The organism is Aureibaculum flavum, assembly GCF_016406085.1.
Taxonomy (GTDB): domain Bacteria; phylum Bacteroidota; class Bacteroidia; order Flavobacteriales; family Flavobacteriaceae; genus Aureibaculum; species Aureibaculum flavum.
Genome location: NZ_JAEHFJ010000003.1, coordinates 58,128 through 78,152, shown reverse-complemented (window position 1 = coordinate 78,152; position 20,025 = coordinate 58,128). Strand labels below are relative to the sequence as shown.

Annotated in this window: 16 protein-coding genes; 3 read left to right on the top strand and 13 right to left on the bottom strand. The window is 32.8% G+C overall.

The window, feature by feature from the left end:
• Positions 1–2 precede the first annotated feature (2 nt).
• Positions 3–911 (top strand): TIGR01777 family oxidoreductase, encoded by a 909-nt coding sequence (locus JBL43_RS06310; RefSeq protein WP_198840625.1) that lies wholly within the window; start codon positions 3–5, stop codon positions 909–911.
• Positions 912–913: 2 nt separating this feature from the next.
• Here JBL43_RS06310 and JBL43_RS06305 read toward each other — a convergent pair whose 3' ends face one another.
• From JBL43_RS06305 to secDF, 8 genes are all read right to left on the bottom strand, one after another.
• A complete protein-coding gene (locus JBL43_RS06305) occupies positions 914–2,080 on the bottom strand; it encodes a hypothetical protein (protein ID WP_198840624.1) in 1,167 nt (388 codons plus the stop codon).
• A 112-nt stretch (positions 2,081–2,192) separates the two neighbouring features.
• Complete coding sequence (locus JBL43_RS06300) at positions 2,193–3,008, bottom strand: hypothetical protein (RefSeq protein WP_198840623.1); 816 nt, start codon at positions 3,006–3,008, stop codon at positions 2,193–2,195.
• A gap of 188 nt (positions 3,009–3,196) precedes the next feature.
• On the bottom strand, positions 3,197–5,134 hold the full coding sequence (locus JBL43_RS06295) for a prolyl oligopeptidase family serine peptidase (protein ID WP_317193438.1): 1,938 nt from the start codon (positions 5,132–5,134) through the stop codon (positions 3,197–3,199).
• A gap of 286 nt (positions 5,135–5,420) precedes the next feature.
• Positions 5,421–5,615, bottom strand: a complete 195-nt coding sequence (locus tag JBL43_RS06290) for a YwbE family protein (protein ID WP_198840621.1) — start codon at positions 5,613–5,615, stop codon at positions 5,421–5,423.
• Positions 5,616–5,663: 48 nt separating this feature from the next.
• Entirely contained in the window at positions 5,664–6,713 is a 1,050-nt protein-coding gene (locus tag JBL43_RS06285) for a DUF6340 family protein (RefSeq protein WP_198840620.1), read from the bottom strand.
• Positions 6,714–6,820: 107 nt separating this feature from the next.
• Positions 6,821–7,813, bottom strand: coding sequence for a GTPase ObgE (gene obgE / locus JBL43_RS06280; RefSeq protein ID WP_198840619.1), 993 nt, complete (start codon positions 7,811–7,813; stop codon positions 6,821–6,823).
• 59 nt (positions 7,814–7,872) lie between these two features.
• Complete coding sequence (locus JBL43_RS06275) at positions 7,873–8,985, bottom strand: adenylate kinase (RefSeq protein ID WP_198840618.1); 1,113 nt, start codon at positions 8,983–8,985, stop codon at positions 7,873–7,875.
• A gap of 82 nt (positions 8,986–9,067) precedes the next feature.
• On the bottom strand, positions 9,068–12,031 hold the full coding sequence (secDF, locus tag JBL43_RS06270; protein WP_198840617.1) for a protein translocase subunit SecDF: 2,964 nt from the start codon (positions 12,029–12,031) through the stop codon (positions 9,068–9,070).
• Positions 12,032–12,198: 167 nt separating this feature from the next.
• On the opposite strand from secDF, the gene JBL43_RS06265 reads away from it, so the two are divergent.
• Both JBL43_RS06265 and JBL43_RS06260 read left to right on the top strand, forming a co-directional pair.
• Positions 12,199–13,875 (top strand): formate--tetrahydrofolate ligase, encoded by a 1,677-nt coding sequence (locus JBL43_RS06265; RefSeq protein WP_198840616.1) that lies wholly within the window; start codon positions 12,199–12,201, stop codon positions 13,873–13,875.
• Positions 13,876–14,013: 138 nt separating this feature from the next.
• The gene (locus JBL43_RS06260) at positions 14,014–14,970 is read left to right on the top strand and encodes a M20/M25/M40 family metallo-hydrolase (protein WP_198840615.1); all 957 of its coding nucleotides are present in this window, start codon (positions 14,014–14,016) and stop codon (positions 14,968–14,970) included.
• A 52-nt stretch (positions 14,971–15,022) separates the two neighbouring features.
• Here the strand turns inward: JBL43_RS06260 and JBL43_RS06255 are convergent, their stop codons facing one another.
• From JBL43_RS06255 to JBL43_RS06235, 5 genes are all read right to left on the bottom strand, one after another.
• Positions 15,023–15,682 (bottom strand): DUF4412 domain-containing protein, encoded by a 660-nt coding sequence (locus JBL43_RS06255; protein WP_198840614.1) that lies wholly within the window; start codon positions 15,680–15,682, stop codon positions 15,023–15,025.
• Positions 15,683–15,776: 94 nt separating this feature from the next.
• Complete coding sequence (locus tag JBL43_RS06250) at positions 15,777–16,703, bottom strand: malate dehydrogenase (protein ID WP_198840613.1); 927 nt, start codon at positions 16,701–16,703, stop codon at positions 15,777–15,779.
• Positions 16,704–16,832: 129 nt separating this feature from the next.
• Positions 16,833–18,770 carry a DNA topoisomerase (ATP-hydrolyzing) subunit B gene (gene gyrB, locus JBL43_RS06245; RefSeq protein ID WP_198840612.1) on the bottom strand — a complete coding sequence of 646 codons (1,938 nt, stop codon included), beginning with the start codon at positions 18,768–18,770 and terminating at the stop codon, positions 16,833–16,835.
• Positions 18,771–19,089: 319 nt separating this feature from the next.
• The gene (locus JBL43_RS06240) at positions 19,090–19,233 is read right to left on the bottom strand and encodes a hypothetical protein (protein ID WP_157972820.1); all 144 of its coding nucleotides are present in this window, start codon (positions 19,231–19,233) and stop codon (positions 19,090–19,092) included.
• Between the two features lie 272 nt (positions 19,234–19,505).
• Positions 19,506–19,829, bottom strand: a complete 324-nt coding sequence (locus JBL43_RS06235) for a hypothetical protein (RefSeq protein ID WP_198840611.1) — start codon at positions 19,827–19,829, stop codon at positions 19,506–19,508.
• Positions 19,830–20,025: the final 196 nt, after the last annotated feature.

Below are 20,025 nucleotides of genomic sequence, written 5' to 3'. Positions count from 1 at the left end.
ACATGAAGATTTTAATTACAGGAGCTACAGGATTAATTGGTAATGAAATTATGGCACTATGTGAACAGAAAAATTATTTTGTTCATTATTTAACGACCAGTAAAGACAAAATTATAAACTCTACGTCAAAAAAGGGTTTTTATTACAATCCTAGATCTCAAGAAATTGATAAAAAATGTATTGATGGTGTTGATGCTATAATTAATTTGGCAGGAGCTTCCATATCAAAACGATGGACCGAGAAACAGAAACAAAATATACTCAATAGTAGAATTGATACCGTTAAATTATTATACAAATTACTTTCTGAGAATGAGCATAAGGTGACTCATTTTTCTTCAGCATCAGCATTGGGTATTTATCCTTCTTCGTTAACTGCAAAATATAGAGAGATAGATAATAGTATCGTCAGCGATTCTTTTTTAGGAGAGGTGGTTAAAAAGTGGGAAGACGAGGTTGATACGTTAGAGGGTTTAGGTATTACGGTGTCTAAGTTAAGAACAGGAATTGTACTTTCAAGTAATGGAGGAGCCTTAGATCAGATGGTAAAACCTATCAACTATTATGTTGGTGCACCTTTGGGTAGCGGCAAGCAAAATCAATCATGGATTCATGTTACCGACATGGCAAATATGTATTTATTTACGATAGAACACAATAATGATGGTGTTTTTAATGCCGCAGCTTCTAATCCGGTATCTAATAAAATGCTTACCAAAGCCATTGCAAAACAATTAAATAAACCAATTTGGTTACCTAATATACCTGCTTTTGTATTGAAGTTGGTGTTGGGTGAGATGTCAGCTATTGTGTTGGAAAGTCAATACTTAGTCAATACGAAAATAAAAAATCAAGGATTTCAATTTCAATATGAATGGATTGATGATGCCTTGGCGTCTATTTTTGACTGATTTTATTTTTCTTCTTTTTTTACAAAGGTCTTTAACCGATCAATAAAAGCGAGTGTAGTCAGTTTTCCTGTTTGATAATAGTAACCCATGTCCTCATTATACAACGTCTCATTAAAGGTTATTTGTTGTAATTTTGGATCAATTTTCAGATTGAATTTATCACCTCTAGATATTTCAATGCCGTATTCTGTTGTATTGTTTTCAAAAATTGGCCAAGGTTTTAAAATACCGTCAACAAATTTATAATAGGTAATTATCAAATGCATTGCTCCACTACCAAAAGTGCCCCAGCCCGCAATAAAATAACCATTATCAAAAGCAACAATTTCGTTAATGGTTGCATTTCTAAAACCGTTTTCTTCTTCGTTATCTCTTAAATTTTCAATGTGTACGATATCATTATTTTTGTATTGAATATAACTTTTCATGTTATGGCGACTACCACCCTCTCTTTCATCCCAAGCAAAAGTTCGTATTAAACTGTCTTTAGAAGATAAAATTCTGATTTTTTTTGACAATTCTTGAAACGGATATTGCCAACTGTTATGTAAATTAAGAGTTACAAGTAATTCTTTTTCAAAAGATGGAGCCACACTTTCATAGCGTATTCGGGGCTCACTGTTTTTTAGTTTTTCAAATAAAGTTACCAATGCTTTTTCTGCTTTTATAATGTTATTTGGTAGTTCTTTATGCGGATACATCCATGGGTAAGATTTGGTGTTGTTAACATAACCATAGGTGTCAAAGTCTCTCCAGACCCCCACTTTATTTTTTTCATCGGCTTCATAAGAGCTTTGATAACTCTTTTCTGCTTTTAATTTTCCATTTTCATGGTATTCATTGACGGTAATGTCTTGTATTGTGCTATGGCAACCGTCTTCCGGATTTATAATCCAATTGTTATAAAATTCAGTTTTATTTAGGACTCCATTTTCATCGTAATATTCAAATTTTCCACTGTCCATCCAGCATCCAAATTCGTTTAATGTTTGACCTTTTTCTTTTAGAATTCCATTTGCATAAAAGACTTCGTAATGTCCACCAATTACAGATCCTTGTGTATCATAATAAATTATTTTTTCTTGAGAGATACTATCAATTACAACCTTGGTTTCTTGAGAAAAACCCCATAATGTATGTAGTAAAAATAAATAAATTACTTTTTGCATTTTTCTTTATTTGGTAATTCAAAGATAAATAGACATACTACTAATTAAATGTATAAAGTTATATTCGTAGTTAACTAATGTATTTTAGACATACTATTTATTATTGCAGAACTCATTCATATGTCTGTTCTGTGATGTCTACTAAAATATCCATGTTATTTTTCCAACGAACCCAACCATTGTAATTTATCTTATCGTCGAAATAACTCGCATATAACTTTGCTTTTTTAACTTTTATCCAATCTCCTTTTAATTCGGTAACTTGAAATGGTAAAAAATCTTCATTATTTCGCTCTAAGAGTATGATACCGTCAGGATTCGTATAAATATCTAAACCTTTTATTGTAATAAACTGTAATCTTTTAAAGTAATTTTCCCAAGTTTCGTAAATATAAAAATCTGGATTGTAATTAGAGCCAGGGCAATTAGAACAACTGTTTGCATAAACTTGACTTAATTCAGTGTAAAGTGCATAATTAGGATCAATTTTTAAATAAGCAGTTTCAAAAGTATTTTCATCAATTATAATTTTGAAGTAGGTATCTGTTTTTTCTAATACTCTAAATAGTAATTCAGGTCCAAATCGTACCAAGCCTCTATTTATATGATCTTGAGCCATTGTGTCAGAGTCTCCTGAATGCATTCTGTATGGAGTTAGCGTTATTTTTGATTCGAATAATAATCTACCTCTCGTTTCAGGATGGCTATCTTTAATAAAATCGAGCTGATCAAAAATTACAGAATCATTTGGGTTTTTGTATAACTTCAACGATTTTTTAAAAGATATAGAAAGTAAACCTAAACCCATTTCTTTTTCAACCGATATAGCATTTTCATGCTGAGTTGTTGGACGGTCGGGTGCTCTTTCTGGATGACATTGAAATAATGTAGATAGAAACACAATGGGGATGAGCAGTTTTAAAATCATAATTTGTCAACTTAGATTCAAATCTATGTAAAACCAATTGTAAAGGGCAAGGGTAATGCGTTTTTGAGTATTTCTAATGATTATTCGCTGAAATTGTAATGATATTTGTATTTAGAACACACAGCCACTATGTTCAGGGTAAAATCTGTTAGATCTTTAAGATTCTTATTTTTTAGACCATAAAATTATTATTCGTTCTCTCTATATTTTTCAAACCAAGCTAAAATATGATCCACTTTAGTAATTAATTGACTAGGTCGGTTAACAATTAAATGATAAGCTCCGGGAATTTCTACCAAGGCGGTTTCAATTTTTCTAATTTTTAACGCACTGTACAATTGCTTGGCTTCTGATAAAGGAGTACGTCTGTCTTCAGTACCCACCATAACTAGGGTAGGCGTTTGTATATTACCCACTAAAGAGAGTGGAGAAAACTTCCAATAGGTTTCAAAATTTTCCCAAGGTTGCCCAGGATAACGCGAATTTGCATAGCCGAAATAGTTGTCAGCCGTTAGGGTTTTACTAATCCAATTCATTACGGGTTTTATAACAGCAGCAGCTTTAAAGCGATTGTTTTTACCAATCATCCATGCAGACATAATACCGCCGGCACTTCCGCCTGTTACGTATAATTCTTTAGGATTTATATAACCTTTAGAAATTACGGCATCTACGCCATCCATAACGTCGTCATAATCATTACCGGGATAATTGTGATAGAGTAAATTGCCAAATTTTTCACCATAACCAGTACTTCCTCTAGGATTGGGATAAAAAACTACATAACCTGCACTGGCGTACAATTGTATTTCGGGTGAAAATCGGTCTCCATAATTAGAAATGGGTCCACCATGATTTTCTACTAACAAAGGATGTTTTTTTGAGGCATCAAAATTTGGAGGAAAAGCAATCCAACCTTGAATATCATTGCCGTCAATGGTCGATTTGTACCATATTTCTTCAACCTTACCTAATGTTCTAAATGGTAAAATATCTTCGTTGAGGTTTGAAATTTTTAGAGATTTTCCTTTGGTGATTACAGCAATTTCGGAAGGGTAGCTTGGTGTAGTTTCCGTAAAGGCTATAATTCCATTTTCTGATAATGAATAAGAGCCTCCACCATAAGGTCTACCTATAGAAGTGCCTCCTAAATTGTCTGCAATTTTAGATGTTTTTCCGGATAGGGTAGTGTAGCCAATTTTCGTATTTCCTGTGTTATCATATTGAAAAAAAAGTCCTTTTCCATCATTACTCCAAGTTAAATTAGAAGGACTTCTATCTAAGCCTGTTTGAATTTGTTTTTTGTTTGTACCGTCAATATTCATCACATAGATATGATTTACTTGATAGGTTTGTACCTTATCATCAAAACCTGTATAAGCAATTTGTTTACCGTTTGGTGAAATAGTTAGGCTATGATCGGGTCCTTTTCTGTCGGTTAACGCAGTGGTTTTTCCTGTGGCAATGTCTATCGTATAAATCTCTGAATTTCTAAAGTCGTAATCCCAATCGTCAATTAAATTACCACTAAAAAAAAGTGACTTTCCATCTTTTGACCATTGCGGATTGCCAAATTTGAAGTTACCAGACGAAATTTGTCTTGGGGAACCACCTTCAGCCGAAACAATAAATAAATGTTTAAATCCCGGTTGAATATATCCCGAACCATCGGCTTCATATTTAAATCGTGTGGTTACTCTTGGGTGTTCTGCCCATTTTGCCCCTTTTGGTTTTTTTGGTGCTTTTACCAAAGTGGGTTGTGCTTCTGGTACGGTCATTAAAAAAGCAATATGCTTTCCGTCAGGTGACCAACTCAAGCCACTTGGCGATTTTTCTAATTGTGTTAGTTTGGCAATCTTACCTGTTGCTAGCCAGTAAACGAATATTTCTGAACCATTTTCAGTAGTACTTGTAAAGGTAATTTGAGTTCCATCTGGTGACCATTTCGGATTGGATTCACTCACTTCATTACTTGTTAATTTTATATGATTTGAACCATCAGCATTCATCATCCAGAGTCGAGATTGTTTACGGTCATTCATAATATCAAATCCACTACGTTGATACACAATACGATTACCATCAGGTGAAATTTCAGGGTTTACAGCCCATTCTAATTCAAACACATCAAGATTTTTAAATGAGGATTTGGTTTGAGAAAAGCAAAGTGTGGAAATAAAAAGGAAACAAATAATTAGAATACGAATCATAGAACTAAATTTAGTTAAGCTATAAATTTAGTAAAAGAAATTGAGAGTATTTATTTAAGAGTAATCGGGTGTCAGTTCGAGTATTTTTTGTGTTCAATTACTATTTGAATAAATTAAAATAAAAAAGGTATCAAAAATTAGTTTTCGATACCTTTAATTCCACATTATTACTTCGAATATAACCTTCTAATTTAGATGTAAATTACTCCAAAATTTCTTTAACTCTTCCTACTTTTCCAGAAACCAACATTACTTTAATGCCATGAGGATGGTTGAGTGAATTTGTTAGTATTTTTTGCACAACACCTTCCGTAAGTTTACCAGAACGCTGGTCTTGTTTTAAAACAATGGCCACGTTTTGACCGATATTGATGTTTTTTCTTGTGTTGCCTTGCATATTTATAATTTCTTAAGAAGTTCTGAACAACTAATATATTAATAAGTCCTAATTTTGAGATGCTAATAGTCTATTGTTTTCTTTACGATACCTTAGTATTTTGATATAACTAATGGCTTCTTTTATTTCATAATCTGTATATGCTTTTTGTGCCCATTCAATAGCTTCATCTAAATTGCCATTTATTTCATTAATAATAGCCATATTATAACATGCTCTTCCGGCTATTTTATTATCGCTATTAGAGACTTCTTCATTCCATAATTCGGCTGCACTATCCCATTGTCCTGCAATAGCTCTTCTGTTTGCGGTTTCTAATTTATCAGTTCCTTTAATAAAATAATCTCTTGAAACGCGTACGCTACGTGGAAGAATTCTTGCCCCATAATTGTATCCAATGGTATTACTATTTTCTAAAACAGCTTCTTTTCTTCCTGCTACAGCACCTAGGGCTTTCACAGGGTTGATACCTTTTCCCGTTGAAGTTATATTTTGATTTACGTTGTATTCATCAAGAATTAATTTATCCTTTACATCATAAACTCTCCATCCTGTTTTTAAATGAGTAAATATCGTTGCATGATGTTCAGGAACTGAAATTTCAATACCTAAAGGATTCTTAATTTTTTTCTGAACGATTTTATAATCAACTTTAGAATCGGTATCATAATATGATAATACATATAAAGCATCTACATCATTTTCATCACATATTTGTTGAACGGTTTCCCAAGAAAGTGAAGCTGGAAAAACGCCTGAACCTGGACTTCTTAAGTTAGCATTTTCAATAATTTTAACTTCATTAAAATTTTGATTTTTACCTAACTTATCAGATAATCCTAAAATAGCTCTATGAGCTCCTTCTTTATCTAAGTTTTTACCTTCGGCCGATAATACTTTATCTAATTTATCCAATTCCGTATTTTCATCAGAGGGTAAACTTCTGTCTATAATACCTATGTTATGAATGTCTTTAGGCATGTAAACAGGTGCAGGTTCTAGCACACCCATAGTCATTTTATTAGTGGTAGCACAAGAACTTAATATAAGAGCAAGTGCTAATAAAGATATAGAAGTTTTATTGGTTAACTTTGACATAATAGTTTGGTTTAACCGTAGTAACGTTAAACACACACTATTTATTACTTGTAGCCGTAAAATAAATATTTATGTAAAATGTTTATGAAGTGCTGAAATACAGTTAATTAATCATTTAACATTTTCCATAATTTATCTTTCAATTCCGTCAATCCCACTTGTGTTATAGCAGAAATAAAGATATGATTGACATCTTCAGGTAAATCTTTTTTTATTTCAGCTTTCAGCTCATCATCTAACATGTCAGATTTTGAAATCGCTAATAAGCGGTCTTTATCTAATAATTCGGGATTATGTTTTTTGAGTTCATTCAGTAATATCTTATACTCTTCATTGATATCATCTGAATCGGCTGGAATTAAAAATAACAAGGTAGAGTTACGCTCAATATGACGTAAAAATCGATGTCCCAAACCTTTGCCTTCAGCAGCTCCTTCAATGATACCTGGAATATCGGCCATTACAAAACTCTGAAATTCGTGGTATTCCACGATACCTAAACTAGGTTTGAGCGTAGTAAACGCATAATCTGCTATTTTTGGTTTTGCTGAGGTCATTACAGAGAGCAACGTTGATTTACCAGCATTAGGAAAGCCTACCAAACCAACATCAGCCAATAGTTTTAGTTCCATCTGAAACCAACCATCTTCTCCTTCAACACCTGGTTGTGCATAGCGAGGTGTTTGATTTGTTGACGTTTTAAAATGCCAATTTCCTCGTCCTCCCATTCCGCCTTCTACTAGAACTTGCTCTTCTCCATCTTCTGTGATTTCGAAAATAATTTCTTGGGTTTCACCATCTTTTAAAATTGTACCTAAAGGAACATCTATATAAACATCATCTCCATCTTTTCCGGTACTACGACTCTTACTACCGCCGCCACCATGCTCAGCTTTAAAGTGTTTTTTGAATTTTAGGTGAACTAAAGTCCACATGTTTTTATTACCACGAACAATAATATGACCACCACGACCACCATCACCACCATCTGGACCACCTTTTTGGATGAATTTTTCGCGATGTAAATGCACAGAGCCTTTACCTCCATTACCAGAGGCAGCATGTATTTTTATATAATCTACGAAATTGCCTTCAACCATTTTGTCTTTGTTTGTGCTTTATTTGTTTATAATTATGCTATTTTTTGAGTAATAGAAAACTATAAGGTATCAAAAACAGAACTTAATCGTTCTGTAATTTCTTCAATATTACCAACACCGTCTACTCCAAAATACTTGTTTTGATCAGCGTAATAATTTTTTAAAATAGAAGTTTTAGTTTCGTATTCATTAAAACGATTTCTAATTTTAGACTCGTCTTGATCGTCAGATCTTCCACTTGTTTCACCACGTTTTAATAATCTAGCAACCAATAGGTCTTCAGCAACTTCTAAGGCTACCATTCCGTTAATTGATTGTCCTTTTTCTTCTAAAAAGGCATCCAATGCCTTTGCTTGAGATTCTGTTCTAGGAAAACCATCAAAAATAAAACCGTTGGCATCAGGATTTTTTTCTACTTCTGCTTTAAGCATATCAATGGTTACTTCATCAGGAACTAAATCGCCCTTATCCATAAAGGATTTTGCCAATTTACCTAAGTCTGTTTGGTTTTTAATATTATATCTAAATACATCTCCAGTGGAAATATGTACTAAATTATATTTATCTTTTAATACATCCGCTTGAGTTCCTTTTCCGGCACCTGGAGGGCCAAATAAAACAATGTTTGTCATTTTGTGTGTTGTTAATTGGTAAATGTCTGCAAGGTTTCTTCCTAAACCATTATAATCTAATCCATAACCTACAATAAATTTATCAGGTATAGAAAGACCAATATAATCAATATGTAACTCTTTACGAAAAACATCAGGCTTAAAAAATAATGTTGCTATTTTTAATTGTTTGAGTTTTTGATGTCTGAAGATATTATAAATTTCTTCAAGCGTTGTACCTGTATCAATAATGTCTTCTAAAATAATAACAGTTCTGCCTTCTAAATTTTCATTAAGACCTACTAACTGCTTTACGTTTCCAGTAGAATCTGTACCGCTATATGAAGCTAATTTAACGAAAGACATTTCGCAATTTCCGTTATATGCTCTGACAAAATCTGCAGCGAACATAAAAGACCCGTTAAGAATTCCAATGAAAATTGGAACTTCATCTTTACAGTCTTTTGCTACTAAAGAAGCCATTTTATCAATAGCAATTTTAATCTTTTTAGCAGAAATATATTTTTTAAAGTGCTTATTATGAAGTTTAATTGTACCCATTTTTGTAAAAAAAGAAAATCGTTTTGCTATTTCTGAAATAAATCAGTAAAGCAAAACGATTTTTTATAATGTTTAATTTGTTTTACTTTTCTTTGATCAATTTTTTCGTGGTATCATACATAATTGGCGAAGCAATGAATAATGATGAGTATGTACCTACAACCACACCAACAATCATAGCGAACATAAATCCTTTAATAGAATCTCCACCAAATATAAATATTGATAACAATACTAATAAGGTCGTTAATGAGGTATTTATAGTTCTACCTAAAGTACTACTTAAACCAGCATTCACTATTCTCATAAATGGCCAAGTTTCATGTTTACCTGTAAACTCTCTAATTCTATCAAAGATAACCACAGTATCATTCAGGGAATAACCAACTACCGTTAATAATGCGGCAATAAATGATTGGTCAATCTCCATATCAAAAGGTAATATTTTGTAGAATATTGAGAAAACAGCTAATACGATCAATACATCATGAAAAACTGCTACTACAGCACCTAAACTATATTGCCATTTTCTAAATCGTAATAAGATATATAAAAAGACAACGATTAATGAGCCAATGATTGCCCAAACTGCTGCTTGCTGAATATCATCTGCAATGGTTGGTCCAACCTCCATAGATGACATTAAACCAATTTTATGTTCTGTGTCTGTACTACTAATTTTAAAATCTTCTAACGTAGTTCCGTCTGGAAGGTAAGTTTGCAAACCTTTATATAGTAATTCTTGAACCTCGTCACCAACTTCTACTGAATTTTCATCAACTTTATATTTAGTAGTAATTTTTAATTGGTTAGAAGGACCATAAGTTTTTACCTCTGGAGCATCACCAAAAACACCTTTTAAAGTGCTTCCTACCTCAGTTGAACTTGTAGGTTGATCGAAACGAACCGTATATGTTCTACCTCCTGTAAAGTCTACACCATAATTTAGACCATTGACTACTAATGAACCAATACCTCCTATTATAATAAGTCCAGAAATGAAATATGCTATTTTACGTTTCTTTAAAAAGTCAACTCTAATATTTTGGAACCATCCTTTAGTTATAGCAGTGTTAAATGACATGGTATGGTCTCTGTTTGAGTACCAATCAATAAGTAAACGAGTAATAAATACAGCAGTTATTAAAGAGGTTATAATACCTATCATTAATGTAGTTGCAAATCCTCTAATAGGACCAGAACCAAAAATATATAAAATTACCCCTGTTAAAAAGGTTGTAATATTAGCATCAATAATAGCTGATAATGCTCCTTCTAAACTAAATCCTTCTTTAACCGCTTCTTTTAAAACCTTTCCTTTATTGAGAGCTTCTTTTATACGCTCATAAATAATTACGTTCGCATCCACAGACATACCAATGGTAATAATAATACCTGCAACACCTGGTAATGTTAGTACTGCACCAAAGGCAATTAGTGTTCCGAATATAAATAAGATGTTTACCAACAAAGCGATATTCGCAAAAATACCCGCCTTACCATAATAGAAAATCATCCATATTAGAACAATACAAAGGGCTAAAATAAATGCTATTGCACTACTATTAATAGCTTCTTGACCTAACGACGCACCAACTACAGAAGATTCTAAGATTTTCGCTGCAGCAGGAAGTTTACCAGATTTTAAAGCATTTGCTAAATCTTGTGCTTCATCAATAGTAAAGTTACCAGAAATTGATGTTCTACCATTTGGAATTGGACCATTAACGTTTGGTGCAGAATATACATAGTCGTCTAATACAACCGCTACAAATTGTCCAACATTTTCTTCCGTCATTTTCGCCCATAACTTTGAGCCTTTACTGTTCATAGACATACTCACCTCTGGATTTACACCCATTTGGTCAAAAGTCTGACTAGCGTCAGAAACAACGTCACCTTCAATGGGAGCAACATCTTCTCTGTTAGATACTATAGCATATAAGTTAATAACTTCCGTTTTCTCTACTGGTTTTGCATCCCAAAGAAATTTGGCATATACCATATTATTAGGTAATAAAGCTCTAACCTCTTTCATGGCTAGATATTTATTAACTGTTGCAGTATCTTTTACATTAGCAGAACCCACAACTGAGCTTCGTTGGTTTTGATTTTGAGGAATACTAGGGTACATTATTGAAAATAAAGGACTCGTTGCCTTTGTGTCAATTGAATCTTGAACCTTACCTAATAAATCATCAATTTGTGAATCTTCAGATGCAATTGAATCTGTAGTCTCTTCAGTATCTTCAACCTCAGGCTTTAATATTTCGGCTAATTTAGAATTTGCTTGAATAAAAAAGTTAGCAGTTTCTGTATTATCATAGGTTTCCCAAAATTGTAGTTTAGCAGTACCTGTAAGTAATTTTTTTACACGAGCTATATCTCTAGCACCTGGTAATTCAATTAATACTCTACCAGATTCGCCAATACGTTGTATGTTAGGTGAAGTAACACCAAAACGGTCAATTCTATTTCTCAACACTTCAAAAGCTGTACCTATAGAACCTTTTACTTCATCTTTTAAAACACTTTTAACCTCTTCATCGGTCATTTTGAAATTAATCTTATCTTTCAACGATTTATTTCCAAAAATTGTAGGGTCACTTAATTTTACAGAACCTTTACTTTCTGCTTCAAATGCATCAAAAAATAAATTTACATAAGTTTCATCACTTCCCTCTTGAGCAGCAGATGCATCAGCTAATGCTTTATTAAATGTTGGATTTTTAGAATCATTTGATAAGCCCATTAAAATATCTCTTACAGATACTTCTAATGTAGCATTTATACCACCTTTTAAATCTAATCCAAGGTTTATCGCCTTGTCTTGAATCTCACTGTGTGTGTACTCTGTGTATAAATAATTGGCTACGGGTACGTTGGCTACCGAATCTAAATATGCCTCTTGTTTGGCAGCATCTCCATTTGCAAATTCTTTTGCATCATTTTCAACTCTATTATTGACCCATGTGAATGATAAATAATACACACATATTAAGCCAAATAAAATAGCAAAAGTTTTAATTAGTCCTTTGTTTTGCATCTACTTTCTATTTAAAATATCTTTTAGGCATATATTATTGATATACCTTTTTTTTATTAACGTGCAAATATATAGTAACAAATGAGAATAGACAATTGTTTTTAAGTTTTTTATAATTGGCTTTACTTCATAAATTCATTATCTTAGCTATTTAAATTTAATGCTAAATGAAAATACTTTCCGATATTGAAATTGCCCAGGCTACCGAAAAAAATCACATAAAGAATATTGCAGAAAAATTAAACATCGTTGAAGATGATTTAGAAATGTATGGTAAATACAAAGCGAAACTACCTTTATATCTTATTGATGAGGATAAAGTCAACAAAAATAACTTAATTTTAGTAACGGCTTTAACCCCAACACCTGCTGGTGAGGGGAAAACTACAGTTTCAATTGGGTTGACTGAAGGTTTAAATATAATTGGCAAGCAAGCTACTGTTGTATTAAGAGAACCTTCTTTAGGACCGGTATTTGGAATAAAAGGTGGTGCAGCTGGAGGAGGATATTCTCAAGTAGTGCCCATGGAGGATATTAATTTGCATTTTACGGGAGACTTTAATGCTATTGAAAAAGCAAATAATTTATTGGCAGCTTTGATTGATAATAATTTACAGAGCAAGGTTAATAATTTAAATATTGATCCGAGAACCATTGGCTGGAAAAGAGTCATTGATATGAATGACCGGTCATTACGTCAAATTACTATTGGTTTGGGCGGCACTGCTAACGGTATACCAAGGGAGGATGGGTTTAATATTACTGCTGCTTCTGAAATTATGGCTATTTTGTGTATGGCTGAAGGCCGTGATGATTTAAAAGAACGTATTGGAAATATTTTTGTAGGTTTTACTTTTGATAAAAAACCAATTTTTGCACGTGATTTAAAAGCAGAAAATGCCATGGCTATTTTGTTAAAAGATGCCATTAAGCCCAATTTAGTGCAAACCTTAGAAAAAAACCCTGCCATTATTCATGGTGGTCCATTTGCTAATATTGCCCAAGGTACCAATAGTATTATTGCAACTAAAATGGGACTCTCATTATCAAATTATGTAATTACTGAGGCTGGCTTCGGTGCTGACCTTGGAGCGGAGAAATTTTTAAATATTAAATGTGCTGCTGCTGGGTTAAATCCGAAATGCGTTGTTTTGGTAGCTACCATTAGAGCATTGCGTCATCATGGAGGTTCACCTAGTCATGAATATAACACGCCAAGTGTTGAACGTGTAGAAGCGGGTTTTGTAAACCTAGAAAAACATATTGAAAATATAAGAAAATTTAATATTGAACCTGTAGTTGCTATCAATTCCTTTGTTTCTGATACTAATGATGAAGTTGAATTGATAAAACGTAAATGTGATGCATTAGGAGTACACGCAGTTGTTTCTAACGGATGGGCTGAAGGCGGAAATGGAACTATTGATCTAGCGAAAGCTGTAGTTGATATTGTAGAAAATAAGGCGGCTGAGTTTAAACCATTATATAATTGGAAGTCTCCTGTAAAAGAGAAAATTGAAAAAATAGCAAAAGAAATCTATGGAGCTGATGGTGTTGATTATGATAATAAAGCGAATCTAAATTTAAGAAGAATTGAAAAGTTAGGGTTTAATGATTTTCCAATTTGTATGGCAAAAACACAAAAATCTTTTTCTGATAATGATAAGCTTATTGGAAGGCCTGAAGGTTTTAGAATAACCGTTCGGGAAATAGAAATTGCTGCAGGTGCAAAATTTTTGATTCCAATTTTAGGTAAAATGATGCGAATGCCAGGATTACCATCTAAACCAGCTTCTGAAGAAATGTTTATTGATGATAACGGTAAAATTTCGGGACTTTCATAAACGGAGTATTGTTTATAAGACTATAGGTTGATTGATTTCACATTATTTTGTGTAAAATATGTAAGTTGGAATAATTAATGGTATCATTGATTTAACGAAATTTACAACTTAACAGATAAATTAAAGCAACTAAACATTATGATTAAATTAAAACTACTTATTGTATTACTACTAAGCGTAGGAATTTCTTGTGCCCAAAAAACAAAAGCAATCGACTCTAATGAAGTATTAATAGGTATTGATAGTTTAATGGTAAAAAAACATTTGTATACATTAGCTTCTGATGAAATGGAAGGTCGTAAAGCAGGTACACCTGGCATTGAAAAAGCGGCACAGTATATAGAATCAGAATTTGAGAGAATTGGCTTGAGTAAATTTCAAGATTTAAAAACATATCGTCAATCTTTTGAAGAAAAAGAATTGAATTTGTTTAATATCATAGGAGTATTGGAGGGAAAAAGTAAAAAAGATGAATATGTATTAGTCTCCGCTCATTACGATCATTTAGGTGTAAAGGAAAATGGTAGTGGAGATGTTATATATAATGGTGCAGATGATGATGCTTCAGGGGTAGCTGCCGTTTTAGCTTTAGCGGAATATTTTAAAAATATAGATAGTAACGAACGGACAATTATTTTTGTAACCTTCACAGCAGAAGAAATGGGTTTAGTGGGGTCCACTTATTTTGGTAAGCAGATAGAACCAGATAATTTTGTGGCTGGAATCAATATCGAAATGATAGGGAAAGAATCTAAATTTGGACCTAAAACGGCATGGTTAACTGGCTTTGAGCGTTCTGATTTTGGAACAATTATTCAGAAAAACCTTATAAATTCAGGTTACACATTGCATCCTGATCCATATAAAGCATATCAATTATTTTATAGATCGGACAATGCAGCAATGGCTAAATTAGGAATTCCTGCTCATACCTTTTCAACGGGACCGATAGATAATGATCAGCATTATCATAAAGTATCTGATGAGGCAACAACATTAAGTGTGTCTACCATCACGGAAACGATAAAAGCTATTGCAACAGGGACAGAAAGTATAATTAGTGGTAAGGATACACCTACCAGAATAGAAGATTAGTGATATAAAAAAAGCCCCGAACTTCGGGGCTTTTTTAAGAAGTAAGTTTTAATTATTGTTTTGGCATTGCCATTTCAGTATATCCTTCAGGTACAGTCATATCGAATTTACTGTCTGGCACGCTTTCAGCTTTAACCTCAGTAACTTCCATTGTAATGTCCATTGCCATTCCACCTTGATTCATTGATATTACCATGTGTAATGGAAAACCTTTTAATTTGCCACCTAACATAGCAGTATACTGCTCTTGAGCTAAAATTTTGTCTGTAACAAACATTTTCATTTTGATCTCTTGACCATTTACTTTTGAAACCACATCATAACCTTTACAGTCATAACCAGCTACAGTTTTACTTTCACCATTAGCAGTTACAGAAACATCTTTTAATTCTTCTTCTGATTTTTTAGTGTCTTGTTTCATGTATTTTTTTCCCATCATAGGAACATCCATTAACATCAACATTTTTTCAGCTTCTTGATCAACTATAGAAGTTTGAGTACCAGTCATCTGATTGGTTTGTTCTGTTCTCGCTTTATTACCTTTAAAATGAGTTGTTGCACCAATATCACCAATCATTGCAAAAGAGGCATTTACTTGCTCATTATCAGAAGACATGGTAACTTTTGTTGTCATTACACCTTCTTTAATTTCTTTTTGAGCAAAAACGCTCACGCTCAACGATAGAAGAGCAACTAGAATAAATTTTTTCATATTTTGTTTTTGTTTTTAAATTTCGATAAATATATAAAAAAAAGACTACTTTAAATTAAAGTAGCCCATTTTGATTGTTATTAAAGAGTTTATTTTACAACTCTAATAATGCATTTGTTTTACTAACCGCTTCAGCACTATTTTTCATTTTTTCTTTTTCAGCATCTGAAAGGTCAATTTTCACTATTTTTTCGATACCGTCTTTTCCTAAAATTACAGGAACACCAATGCAGATATCACTTAATCCGTATTCGCCTTCTAGCATTGTAGAACAAGGGAACATTTTTTTCTGGTCACAAGCAATGGCTTGAACTAAACTAGAAACTGCTGCACCTGGAGCATACCAAGCTGAAGTACCTAATAATTTTGTTAAGGTAGCACCACCTACTTTAGTATCTTCAGCAACTTGATTCAGTCTTTCTTCAGATAAAAATTTACTTACTGGTACACTGTTTCGTGTAGCTAAACTTGTCAAAGGAATCATACCTGTATCAGAGTGACCACCTAAAACCATACCGTCAATATCAGAAATAGGAGCTTCTAAAGCTTCTGCTAATCTGTATTTAAAACGAGCAGAATCTAATGCACCACCCATTCCAATTATTCTATTTTTAGGTAATCCAGTAGTTTTATGTACCAAATATGTCATCGTATCCATAGGATTTGAAACTACAATAATAATGGTGTTTGGTGAATGTTCAATTAAACTTCCTGAAACAGTTTTTACAATTCCTGCATTTATACCAATTAATTCTTCACGAGTCATTCCTGGTTTACGTGGTATACCTGAAGTAATTACACAAACGTCACTTCCAGCAGTTTTGGAGTAGTCTCCAGTTGTACCCACAATTTTGGAGTCAAATCCGTTTAATGAGGCTGTTTGCATTAAGTCCATAGCTTTACCTTCGGCATAACCTTCTTTAATGTCTAAAATTACAACTTCTGATGCGAAGTTTTTAATAGCGATGTACTCTGCACAGCTTGCTCCAACAGCTCCTGCACCTACGATAGTTACTTTCATTTTAATATTATTTAATGTTTATAAATTCTTTTATTATTTCAACATCCCTAATTTAAAATGGTAACAATTGTATGTCGCAATACAGCTGTATTCCCTTCCCCCTTGGGAAGGGTCAGGGATGGGTTTTACTTATATGTCAATATTCGCGTATACAGCGTTCTTTTCAATAAATTCTCTACGAGGCGGTACTTCATCACCCATAAGCATAGAAAATACTCTATCGGCTTCGCCACCGTTATCTATCGTTACTCTTCGCATTGTTCTAAATGAAGGGTTCATCGTTGTGTCCCATAATTGAACCGCATTCATTTCCCCTAAACCTTTATAACGTTGAATAGTACCTCCATCAAACTTCGTAACGATATCATCACGTTCTTTATCAGACCATGCATATTCTTTTTTAGCACCTTTTTTAACCAAATATAATGGTGGAGCTGCAATAAATATGTAGCCTTCTTCAATTAACTCTCTCATATATCTGAAAAAGAAAGTTAAAATTAATGTTGCAATGTGGCTACCATCCACATCCGCGTCACACATAATAACTATTTTATGATATCTTAACTTGTCTAAGTTTAATGCTTTGCTATCTTCTTCGGTTCCAATAGTTACACCTAATGCGGTGTACATATTTCTGATTTCCTCATTTTCAAAAACCTTATGTTGCATGGCTTTTTCAACATTCAAAATTTTACCACGTAAAGGTAAGATGGCTTGAAAATTACGATCTCTTCCTTGCTTTGCAGTACCACCTGCCGAATCTCCCTCGACTAAAAACAACTCACACTTTTCAGGGTCTGTCCAAGCACAATCGGATAACTTACCTGGTAATCCTCCACCAGACATAACTGTTTTACGTTGAACCATTTCACGAGCCTTTTTAGCTGCGTGACGTGCTTGAGCTGCCAAAATCACTTTTTGAACGATAATTTTAGCATCATTAGGGTTTTCTTCTAAATAATCTGTTAGCATTTCTGAAACGGCCTGACTAACAGCAGAAGTTACATCTCTGTTTCCTAATTTGGTTTTGGTTTGTCCCTCAAATTGAGGCTCTTGAACTTTTACCGATATAATTGCTGTCAATCCTTCACGGAAGTCATCACCAGCAATTTCAAATTTTAATTTATCGAGCATGCCAGAAGATTCTGCATACTTTTTTAAGGTGTTTGTTAAACCTCTTCTAAAACCAGATAAATGTGTACCTCCTTCGTGTGTATTAATGTTATTTACGTAAGAATGTAAATTTTCTGTATATGAAGTGTTGTAAACCATGGCAACTTCAACGGGAATACCACCTTTTTCACCTTCCATAGAAATAACGTCAGAAGTTAACTGCTCTCTATTTCCATCTAAATATCTAATAAATTCTGGTAAACCTATTTCACTGTAAAAATCTTCATGAATAAACTCTCCTTTTTCATCTTTATTTCTTTTATCAGTAATAGAAAGTTTAATCTTTTTATTTAGGAAAGATAATTCTCTTAACCTGGTCGATAACGTTTCGTAATTAAAATCGATTTCAGATTGAAAAATGGTGTCATCCGCCATAAAGGTAACTAACGTTCCTCTTTCGGTTGTTTCACCAACAGCTTTTACAGGATAAGAAGCTTTACCTCTTTCATATTCTTGTTCGTAAATTTTACCATCACGATAAACTGTTGCTTTTAAATGTGAAGAAAGTGCATTTACAACAGAAACACCAACACCGTGTAAACCACCAGAAACTTTGTAAGAATCCTTATCAAATTTACCACCAGCACCAATTTTAGTCATTACTACTTCAAGAGCAGAAACGCCTTCTTTTTTATGCATGTCAACCGGAATACCCCTACCATTATCTTTTACAGTAACCGAATTGTCTTCATTTATTATTATGCTTATGGCATCACAATGCCCAGCCATAGCTTCATCAATAGAGTTGTCAACCACCTCGTAAACCAAATGATGCAACCCTCTAACACCAACATCACCAATATACATTGATGGACGTTTTCTAACGTGTTCCATCCCTTCTAAGGCCTGAATACTATCTGCTGAATAACTATGTTTCTTTGCTTCTTCGCTCATATTTTTAAGTCTCTTTTTTAAGTATTTTCAAAAACATACAAATATAAGAAAACACGCTCGGTTGAGCGTGTTTTCAAGGTCGTTAAATAACGTAAGTTATTAACAAATTCTCTTCAAAAGAGAGGTATTTAAATTTAGAGTGTTTTATTGTTTGGCATAATGGATTTTAAAGAAAAAGAAACAGCTTAATGTGTAGTAATATATTAAGCTGTTTCAATTAAAAGCAATCAACCCAATTTGCTCCGTTTTTAATTTAGTGTTTTTTGTTACTTCAAATGTAATAAGAGAATCTAAAGACTTTCTAAAGTTTTGTAGGAAATTAAAAAGAACCAACTAAACTTGTTGTTAATAAGGCTTTTACATCTTCTTTTTTTAATAATTTTCCTTTAGCATTAAAAATGAATTTGACTTTTGCACTTTTATTAGCTAAGGTTACGTAGAATAATTCTTTTTCGTTTTCCATGTTTTTTCAATTTTATAAGACCAAATATAGAATGTGAATCTAAAGATATTCTTAAGGTAATTGATGGATTAAAAGTTTAACATTTTATTAATAGAAGAGGTCAGCTGGAACCAAAACTAATTTAAATATCGAACTTCGATAAATGAAAAAAAACACGCTCTAAAATTAGAACGTGTTTTAAAATTAATTCAAATATATTTTGTAATAAAACAGCTTAGCGTTTAGTGAAACTAAGCTGTTCTGTTAAAAGCAATCAACCCAATTTGCTTTATTTAAAGATCTCCGTCTTTTTGCTCAATTACTTTACCTTCTGAATCAAAAAGTACTTTAATATTCGCATCTTCTTTTGACAATGCTACCCAATACACTTCTTTTTCATCTTGCATTGTTTTAAAAGCTTTGTCAGCTGAATAATCAGCAAAGTCTGCACTTAAAGTAGCTGTTACTGTTTCTGGTAATTCACTTACTTGAATTTCAACTTTGTCTTCTTGTTGAGCAACAGCTTCAATAACTGTTTCTTCTACTTCTTGTGCAAAAGTTGTAGTGCTTACTAAACTCATTACTGCAACTGCTGCTAGGAAACTTAATTTTTTCATAATACTGTGTTTTTAAAATTAATTAATATTTAGTTTTATTTGTTTTGTTACTTCAAATGTATGTGCAAAATCTAAAGATATTCTTAAGTTGTTAAGCGTATTTTTATTTTAACATTTTATTAATAATCACTTTAAAATCAAATAGATAAATGCATATTAAACACTTTTTAATGAGCTGATTTCGTTTAGCTCGGGT